Origin of the sequence: uncultured Acetatifactor sp. (assembly GCF_948601915.1) — a bacterium.
Classification (GTDB): Bacteria; Bacillota; Clostridia; order Lachnospirales; family Lachnospiraceae; genus Acetatifactor.
Genome location: NZ_CAPDXS010000178.1, coordinates 1 through 9,645 on the forward strand (window position 1 = coordinate 1; position 9,645 = coordinate 9,645).

Here is a 9,645-nt window from a genome sequence, read left to right on the forward strand (position 1 = left end):
GATATTTCATTTCAAAGTTCGTAATCCATGCAGGCCCTGTTGCAGGTGACGCTTCCCACATACTTTCCGGCCTCCACATGGGCCGGGTGGTTCTGATATGCTGACAGGGCCTCCACGGTCTCAAAGGTGGAAATCAGGGCGATGTCGCGATTGCTGGACGCCAACTGGTTCGGCACCACCTGGATTTCCACCGCTCCGGGAACCAGTTCCTTAATCGGCTCCAATAGAGCCTTCATCTTCGCCCCTGCTTCTGCCTTCTCCGCATCGGAAAGCTCCTCCAAAAAGTTCCAGAATACAATGTGTCTTACCATCAATCATCCCTCCTACTTGCCGCTCAGATATTCGTCTATCCCCTTCGCTGCCGCCTTCCCGGCACCCATAGCCAGTATTACCGTAGCCGCGCCTGTGACGGCGTCTCCGCCGGCGTAGACGCCCTCCTTGGTGGTCTGGCCGTTGGATTCCTCCGCCACGATGCACTTCCACTTATTGGTCTCCAACCCTTCCGTTGTGGAAGAAATCAGCGGATTCGGGGAAGTCCCCAGGGACATGATGACGGTATCCAGTTCCATGGTAAACTCGGAATTCGGAATCTCCACGGGACGTCTGCGCCCGGAGGCATCCGGCTCGCCCAGCTCCATCCTGATGCATTTCATGCCCGTGACCCAGCCCTTCTCGTCCGCAAGGATCTCCGTGGGATTGGTCAGCAGGTCGAAGATGATGCCCTCCTCCTTGGCATGATGGACTTCCTCCACCCTGGCGGGGAGCTCCTCCTCGCTGCGGCGGTACACGATATGCACCTCCGCCCCCAGGCGCAGAGCCGTCCTGGCAGCGTCCATGGCCACGTTGCCGCCGCCTACCACGGCCACTTTTTTGCTGTGCATGATGGGAGTGGTGGAATTCCTGTCAAAGGCTTTCATCAGGTTGCTCCTGGTCAGGTACTCGTTGGCGGAGAACACGCCGTTGGAGTTCTCCCCGGGGATTCCCATGAACTTGGGCAGCCCCGCGCCGGAACCGATGAATACGGCCTCAAATCCCTCCTCCTGGATCAGCTCATCGATGGTGACAGACTTCCCTACCACCACGTTAGTCTCAATCTCCACGCCCAGCGCCCTGACATTCTCGATTTCCTCAGCCACCACTTTGCTTTTGGGCAGACGGAATTCCGGAATGCCGTACACCAGCACGCCGCCGGGCTCATGAAGGGCTTCGAAGATCGTCACGTCATAGCCCATCTTGGCCAAATCCCCGGCGCAGGTCAGGCCTGCGGGGCCGGAGCCGATGACTGCCACTTTCTTTCCCTTCTTCTCCGCCGTCACTTCCGGTTTGATGCCGTTCTCCCTGGCCCAGTCGGCCACGAAACGCTCCAGCTTGCCGATGGAGACAGGATCCCCCTTGATGCCCCGGATGCATTTCCCCTCGCACTGGGTCTCCTGAGGGCACACCCGCCCGCAGACCGCCGGAAGGGCGCTGGCTTTGCTGATGATTTGATAGGCTTCCGCGATATTCCCCTCTTTCACTTTTTCAATAAAGGCGGGGATGTCAATGGCCACAGGACATCCCTTGACGCACTGCGCGTTCTGGCAGTTGATGCATCTGGCAGCCTCCGCCTGGGCCTCCTCCTGATTATATCCAAGACATACTTCTTCAAAATTGGCGGCGCGCTCCTTCGCGTCCTGCTCCCTGACCGGGATTTTCGTCAAAACGTCCATTTATTCTCATTCCTCCATATTTTTATACTCTGCGTCCTTACCTTCCATGCTCCTGCATGTCGGAAGCGTCCAAAATCCTACATTTCCTTTAGGTATCACGCTTTCTGGCCGACAGCCGAAACCGCACCGGACCGTCCGCACATCCAAACTCTATCTCGTAATCCTTATCTGAGCCTCTTGCTTTAAAGCTTCCTCCGCATCGGATGATTTCACATAATGTATACAAGACGGGCATTGTCTTGGGGCAGAAGCCGGAGGGTGTCTCATATCCGCAGCGAAAGCGGTCATTTCTCTCAAATCCCAGTCTGCACTGTTCAGCCCGGCCATCCGTCACCGTCACGGTAAACTCCCAGTCCTCCTCGATCCATTTTTTCATCTATTCTCCTGAATCGAAACCAGGTTTCCCAACCCGGCTCCAATCCTGCAATGCAAAGCTTAGATTTTCTTTTCGCTTTTAGCAGTTCCCGCAGCCGCCGTGGTGGGTGTCCCCCTCCTGGAGCTGCAGCATGGCCCTGCCCTCCTCTGTCTTGTAGAGGGTCTGGCGTCTCATGGCCTCATCGAAGTTCACTGCATGCCCATCGAATTCCGGCCCGTCCACACAGGCGAACTTCACTTTTCCGTCCACAGTCACACGGCAGGCCCCGCACATCCCCGTGCCGTCCACCATGATGGGATTCAGGCTGACCACGGTAGGGATATTCAGCTCTTTCGTCAGCAGGCAGACGAACTTCATCATGATCATGGGGCCGATGGCGATGCACACATCGTACTCCTTCCCCTCCGCCACCAGGTCTTTGATGGTCTGGGTCACCATGCCGCTGCGGCCATAGGAGCCGTCGTCCGTGGTTATGTAGAGGTTTCCCGCCACTGCCTCCATCTCCTTCTCCAGAATCAGCAGATCCTTCGTCTTGCTGCCCACGATGACATCCGCGGCCACGCCCCGCTCGTGGAGCCATTTCACCTGGGGGTACACCGGCGCGGCGCCCACGCCTCCGGCCACGAAGAGGATCCTTTTCTTCTTCAGTTCCTCCGGCGTCTCCTTCACCAGTTCGGAGGGACATCCCAGCGGGCCCACGAAATCATGGAAGGAGTCGCCTTCCTCCAGGCTGACCATCCGATGGGTCTCAGCGCCTACGCTCTGGAACACGATGGTGACGGTCCCCTTCTCCCTGTCATAGTCGCAGATGGTCAGGGGAATCCGCTCTCCCTCCGCGTCCATACGCACGATGACGAACTGTCCGGGCTGGCATGACTTGGCCACCCGCTTCGCCTCCACATCCATGAGATAAATGTTCGCGGTAAGCTCCTGTTTCTTTACAATCCTGTACATAATCCACCTCTCTGTCCCTTTCACCGGGATCTTTCTATTGTTCACTTATTTCCAATCCCACCAGTTCCAGCCGTCCCCAGTCGTCCCTCTGGAGCTTGAAGCGCTCCCCGGAATAAACGTTTACGGCAAAATTGTTGCCTGTCCTGGTGACATTGCCGTCGGCTGTCCGGTAGCACTCGGCTATCACATAGAAATCGCTGACCTTGTTGATGTTCGCCGCATACAGATATAAATACTGGTAGGAGTCCCCGCTATCGTCAAAATGGCCGTCAAAGTCGGTGATTTTGCCGATTATGTAACAATACTCCACCACCGATGTCACTGCCTGGGCAGGCGTGAGCTCCGTATTCAGGATAAGCTGATAGTCCCGCTGGGCAACCGTGCCCGTCACCCCGTCCACGATCCGCGCGAACTTAAAGGTAGATTTGCCCAGGGGCATGGGGATGGGCCCCGTATAGACCGCAGAAGAATACGTAGGGTCGCTGCCGTCCATGGTATAATAGACATCCTCGTCCCCGTCCAGGACTTCAATCATCATGGGCGCCGAATACTCTCCGCTTAGGGCGCTGATCTCCGGTGCGAAAATCTCGTTATACTCGATATGATATTCCTTTGTGACCACATCGCTGACGATTCCATTGTCGTTCACGAAGCAGGCCTTGACTATGTGGTTCCCATTCTCCAGTATGATGGGCGCGGTATACTGGGTGCTCTCCTCCGTGGGCTCGCTCCCGTCTATGGTATAGTAGATCCTGCCGGAGCCGGAAGCCGTCAGCTTCAGCGGCTGGATGCTGGTATAATATCCCTCGTTTATGCTGAATTCCGGCACGTCCACGATATAATTGGGATAGGCGGCAATCAGATTCTCATTGCCGCTTGCCAGCAGCAGCGCGTTGATGGTCTGATAATCTCTTCTCTCCCGATAAATAGATATCAGTTTCCCGTATGCCCCCTCCAGCTGCTCTGCCGTGGCATTCTTATTGTTGATGATCTCCCGCAGCAGATACTCGTACTCCACCTTATTGTTTTTCAGCAGATAGATATCCGCCAGTTCGAACAGCAGCTCCACATTGGCACTGTCCAGCTCCACGGCCCGGTTATAGCAGATGATGGCCTCATCGTACTTCCCCAGCTCCAGATACTGCTCAGCCCTGTTCAGCTGGTACTCCTCGGAATAGGAGCTGTAGATATGCCATGCGGCGCCTCCGGCGGCCAGGAACAGGAGGAACACCAGCGCCAGCAGCACCTTGGGCCAGATTCTCTTCCTCCGCACAGGCTCCTCCTGCCAATCCCCCTCATCCTCCGGCTCCTCAAAGTCTTCAAGCTCCTCAAATCCTTTCGGCTCTTCCTCTGCCTCATCCTCCATGTCCCCGTGAAGCTCTTCGAGGATGTCCTGGATGGTCTGCTCCAGCTCAGGCTCGAAATCAGGTACGATGTGGATGTCCTCACCGCAATGCTCGCAGTATAGCTTCCCCTCGGCCATTTCCTCTCCACAATTGGGACATTTCATATCTTTCTTACCTCGATTCAGAACAGACCGGTGATCACGCCGTCATCATTGACATCAATCCCAAAGGCGGAAGGCTTTTTCGACAAGCCGGGCATGGTCATCACATCCCCTGTCAGCGCCACCACGAACCCTGCTCCGGCGGACACATACACCTCCCTGACCGTCATCTCAAAATCCCTGGGACGCCCCAGCCGCTTCGGGTCGTCCGAGAGGGAATACTGGTTCTTCGCCATGCACACAGGCAGCTTTCCGAATCCCAGCTCCGTCAGTATGCGCAGCTGCCGTTTCGCCGCCGCGGAAAAGCTGACGCTGCCCGCGCCATAGATTTCCCGGGACACGGTCCGTATCTTGTCCTCCAGGGACAGGTCGTCTCCATACAGAGGGCTGAAAGCGCTTTTCTTTGTCTCCAATGTCTCCAGCACTTTCTCTGCCAGTTCGATGCCGCCTTCTCCGCCCTGGGCCCACACCCGGGACAGAGCGAACTCGCATTGCCGCTCCTCGCAGAAGTTCCGGACGAAATCGATTTCCGCCTGGGTATCGGTCACAAAGGAATTCAGCGTCACCACCACAGGCACGCCGTACTTATGCAGATTTTCGATGTGCTTCTCCAGGTTCTCAATGCCCCTGCCCAGCGCGTCCAGGTCCTCCTGGCCCAACTCCTCTTTCTTCCTACCGCCATTATACTTCAAAGCGCGGACAGTTGCAACAAGCACTGCGGCATCCGGCTTCAAATCCGCGATCCGGCATTTGATGTCGAAGAATTTCTCCGCGCCCAGATCCGCGCCGAAGCCCGCCTCCGTGATGCAGTAGTCCGCCATCTTCAGGGCCGCTCTGGTGGCCCGCACGGAATTGCACCCATGGGCGATGTTGGCGAAGGGCCCGCCGTGCACCAGCACCGGCGTATGCTCCAGGGTCTGGATCAGATTGGGCTTCATGGCATCCCGCAGCAGAGCCGCCATGGCTCCCACTGCCTGCAGGTCACCGGCTGTCACCGGCTTCCCGTCACAGTTGTACGCCACGATGATCCTGGACAGCTTCTCCTTCAGATCCTTCATATCCTCGGCCAGGCACAGAATCGCCATGATTTCACTGGCCACGGTGATGACAAAGTGGTCTTCCCTCACGAATCCGTCCGCCTTGCTGCCGAGTCCCACCACGATATTGCGCAGCACCCTGTCGTTCATATCCATACAGCGTTTCCAGACGATCTGCCTGCTGTCGATTCCAAGCTCATTCCCCTGCTGGATATGGTTGTCCAAAAGCGCCGCCAGCAGGTTGTTGGCGGAAGTGATGGCATGGAAATCCCCCGTAAAGTGGAGATTCAGCTCCTCCATGGGGACGACCTGGGCGTATCCCCCTCCCGCGGCGCCGCCCTTGATGCCAAAGCAGGGCCCCAGGGAGGGCTCCCGCAGCGCCACTACCGCCTTTTTCCCAAGCTTTCCGAAAGCCTGGCCCAGGCCTACGCTGGTGGTGGTCTTGCCCTCTCCCGCCGGAGTGGGGTTGATGGCGGTCACCAGGATCAGCTTTCCGTCCGGCCTCTGCTTCAGGCTGTCCAGATACTCTTCCGAGAGCTTTGCCTTGTACTTGCCGTAGAGCTCCAGGTCATCCTCCCGGATCCCCAGCGTCTCCGCCACTTTGCCAATGGGCTCCATTACCGCTTCCTGCGCAATCTGCAAATCTGTCTTCATGCTTCTCTCCCTTTTCTGCTTCCTATTCCTGATATATATCAGCCCTTTCAGCTGCACGCCAGTCCTTCGGCTATATGCCAGTCCCTCCGGCTATATGCCAGCCCTTCCGGCTATATGCCGGCCCTTCCGGCTATATGCCACTCCCTCCGGCTATATGCCAGCCCTTCCGGCTATATGCCGGCCCTTCCGGCTATGCTATCTCCTCCAGCATCTGGTCGAACTGCTCGGGGCTCATCAGTATCTTCCTGGGCTTCGTGCCTTCCTCTTCCCCCACCACGCCGTACTGGCACAGTTGGTCCATGATCCTGGCCGCTCTGTTGAAGCCGATCTGAAGCGCCCTCTGGAGCATGCCGATGGATGCCTTGTCCTTGTCTATGATCAGACGCCCTGCCCGCTCGAACAGCTCGTCCACATCGCTGCCGCCGGAGGCCCTGCCGTCTCCCGAGGAGCTTCCCATATTGGCAATCCTCTCCTCGATGTCCTCCTCATAGGTATTGCCCAGCGTCTGGTTCTTCCAGAAATCAACCACATCCGAGACCTCCTGGTCGGACACGAAAGCGCCCTGGACACGGGCCGGCTTCGCATAGCCCTGGGGATAGAACAGCATGTCGCCCTTCCCCAGAAGCTTCTCGGCGCCCACCATGTCCAGGATGGTCCGGGAATCCACGCCGCTGGACACGGAAAAGGCCGCCCGGCTGGGCATGTTCGCCTTGATCAGGCCCGTGATGACGTCCACGCTGGGACGCTGCGTCGCGATGATCAGATGGATGCCGCAGGCCCTGGCCAGCTGGGCCAGGCGGCAGATGGACTCCTCCACCTCCCCGGGGCACACCATCATCAGATCTGCCAGCTCGTCCACTATGATGACAATCTGAGGCAGTACGGCGGGCGCGCCCACGTCTCCCTTGTCCCGCATGGCTTCCACCTTTTTGTTGTATCCCTTCAGATCACGCACATTGTATTCCGCGAACTTCCGGTATCTGTCCTCCATCTCCGCCACGCCCCATTTCAGGGCGGCAGAGGCCTTCTTCGGATCCGTCACCACGGGAACCAGCAGATGGGGGATGCCGTTGTAGATGCTCAGCTCCACCACCTTGGGATCCACCATGATCAGCTTCACCTCGTCCGGCTTGGCCTTGTAGAGGATGCTGATGATCAGGGTATTGATGCACACGGACTTACCGGAGCCGGTGGCCCCCGCGATCAGCATGTGGGGCATCCTGGCAATGTCGGACACCACTGTCTGCCCTCCGATGTCCTTGCCTACGGCAAAGGCGATTTTGGAGGGGAACTCCCTGAATTCTTTGCTTTCCAGGAGATCGCGCAGGGCTACCGCCATGGTCTCCTTGTTGGGCACCTCGATGCCGATGGCAGCTTTTCCGGGGATAGGGGCTTCGATCCTGATGTCCGTGGCCGCCAGATGCATCTTGATATCGTCCGACAGGCCTACGATTTTGGAGACCTTCACCCCCTGTTCCGGCTGCAGCTCATAGCGGGTCACGCTGGGGCCCTGGCTGATATCCGTGATAGTCACCTTGACCCCAAAGGTGCCAAGGGTCTGCTGCAAGCGCATGGCAGTCTCCCGCAGCTCCCTGGCGGAATCCCCTGTGGCCTCCTTGCCCTTTAGCAACAGGGAAAGGGGCGGGAGCATGTATTTCTTCGGTGCCGGCCTGGCTGCCCCGGGGCCGCTCTGCTGCCCGGCCGCCTGGCTGCCCTGGCCGTTTCCGGCAGCGGAGGGCAGGACGGGCCTGGCAGCGGGGGACTGATGGGACGCGGCAGGCTCCGGGACGTTCTGCCCGGAATCGCGCTGATCCGGCTTCGTATCTGTCGGCTCTGTCCCCATCGACGCTGCACCTGCCAGGTCTGTGGACATCTCTCCGTTCCCGCTGCGGGAATCTGGCATATACGCCGATTCCTGGCCAAACACGGATTCCCGGGGATGCGTTTCTTCCGAAGATTGCACTTCTCCCATGGATTGCACTTCTCCCATGGATCGCACTTCTTCCATGGATTGCCCCTCTTCCATAGGATGTACTTCTTCCGCGGAATGCTCCTCTTCCATGGGCTGCACCTCTCTCATGGAATGCCTCTCTTCCATAGAATGCCTCTCTTCTATGGAATGCACTCCTTCCATGGATTGCATCCTTTCCACGGGATACCTTCCCCCTGCGGAATCCTCCTTTTCAATAGAAGAAACACTTTCCTCCGGCTCCTGGTTCACCGTCACCTGATGGAGCCCGCGGATTGGAATCTTCGCAAAATCGAATTCCGGTTCCGGCTCCGCCTCCGCCGTCTCTATAGGCTCTGCCTTATAAGTCTCCTGCACAGGCGTTTCCGCCCTGGCCTCTTCCTCGGACAGGATGATTTCATGGATGTCGTCCCGGCGCGAGACGCGCTCCTCCGGCTTGGGCAGCGCCGTGTCAAGCATGACGCCCGTCACCTTCCGCTCCATCCGCAGGATTCTTTCGTTCTCCTTCTCCTCCGCTTTCAGTCTGCGCTCTTCCACCTTCCGGGCCTTGCGCCGATTCTGCTCCTGTCTGCGAATCCTGCTCTCCTCCCTGCGCCGCTGGGCATTTTCCTCCTGCTCCTGCCTTCGCAGCTCGGCGTTCTCCTCCTGCTCCTGCCTGCGCAGCTGCGCCTGCTCCCTCCGCCTGGCGGCGTCCTCCCTGGACAGCTCCCGCACCCGGCTGCCGCCCTTCTTTACGCTGGCCAGCAGAGATTTCTCCGTCAGCAGTATCAGGCTTACCACGCTGCAGAGCACCACCACCAGCACCGTGCCGATCGTCTCCAGATATTGCTGCAGCAGGAAGCTGATGCTCCCGGCCAGGATGCCGCCTCCCGCTTTCTGCTCCCGGCAGCTCTCGTACAGCAGCTTGATATCATACTTCTCCATGGCGCCCGCATGTCCCGCCGCCAGATCGCAGACGATTCCAGCCACCACGAAGAGCACAACGCCCGCCGCCAGCTTCCGGGCAGCGTTGGCGTTCCCCTCATTGGCGAAATAGAACGCCACGGCCAGGAACAGCAGCACCGGCACCGCATACGCAGCCAGCCCGAACAGGCCGAACAGGATGCCGCTGACCGCGTCTCCTATGGGCCCGATGATGCCGAAATTGCAGCAGAACAGGAACACCATGGCGGCGAACAGGACTATCAGCCCTATCTCATGGAACAGGGCGCTGTCCTGGGCCGCCTGGGCCTTGGTCTTTTTCCTCTGGGTGGAAGTCTTTTTTCTGCTCTGGGCAGTCCTTTTATTTGAAGATGCTGTTTTTCTTCCATTGGAAGCCGCCATCTATATCAACCTCGCTTGTCTTTATTCTCGCGAGCAATGAGCCAAGCGGCCGTGCTCGCATGGCCAGTTGGCGAATGCCGCGAGGGTCAAATACCAAAGTGTCCGAAGGACACTTT

The 9,645-nt window shown here is 58.2% G+C and carries 7 protein-coding genes; all 7 read right to left on the minus strand.

Annotated features, from left to right (window positions below; genetic code table 11):
* Nucleotides 1–11: 11 nt before the first annotated feature.
* Nucleotides 12–311 (minus strand): Dabb family protein, encoded by a 300-nt coding sequence (locus Q2B33_RS21425; protein WP_300570823.1) that lies wholly within the window; start codon nt 309–311, stop codon nt 12–14.
* Nucleotides 312–323: 12 nt separating this feature from the next.
* Nucleotides 324–1,709, minus strand: a complete 1,386-nt coding sequence (gene gltA / locus Q2B33_RS21430; protein ID WP_300570826.1) for an NADPH-dependent glutamate synthase — start codon at nt 1,707–1,709, stop codon at nt 324–326.
* Nucleotides 1,710–1,797: 88 nt separating this feature from the next.
* Nucleotides 1,798–2,085, minus strand: a complete 288-nt coding sequence (locus tag Q2B33_RS21435; RefSeq protein WP_300570829.1) for a TIGR04076 family protein — start codon at nt 2,083–2,085, stop codon at nt 1,798–1,800.
* 78 nt (nt 2,086–2,163) lie between these two features.
* On the minus strand, nt 2,164–3,039 hold the full coding sequence (locus Q2B33_RS21440; RefSeq protein ID WP_300570832.1) for a sulfide/dihydroorotate dehydrogenase-like FAD/NAD-binding protein: 876 nt from the start codon (nt 3,037–3,039) through the stop codon (nt 2,164–2,166).
* A 34-nt stretch (nt 3,040–3,073) separates the two neighbouring features.
* Nucleotides 3,074–4,522 (minus strand): chitobiase/beta-hexosaminidase C-terminal domain-containing protein, encoded by a 1,449-nt coding sequence (locus Q2B33_RS21445; RefSeq protein WP_300570835.1) that lies wholly within the window; start codon nt 4,520–4,522, stop codon nt 3,074–3,076.
* A 44-nt stretch (nt 4,523–4,566) separates the two neighbouring features.
* Nucleotides 4,567–6,237 carry a formate--tetrahydrofolate ligase gene (locus Q2B33_RS21450; RefSeq protein ID WP_300570838.1) on the minus strand — a complete coding sequence of 557 codons (1,671 nt, stop codon included), beginning with the start codon at nt 6,235–6,237 and terminating at the stop codon, nt 4,567–4,569.
* Between the two features lie 190 nt (nt 6,238–6,427).
* Nucleotides 6,428–9,529, minus strand: coding sequence for a DNA translocase FtsK (locus Q2B33_RS21455; RefSeq protein ID WP_300570841.1), 3,102 nt, complete (start codon nt 9,527–9,529; stop codon nt 6,428–6,430).
* Between the last annotated feature and the right edge of the window lie 116 nt (nt 9,530–9,645).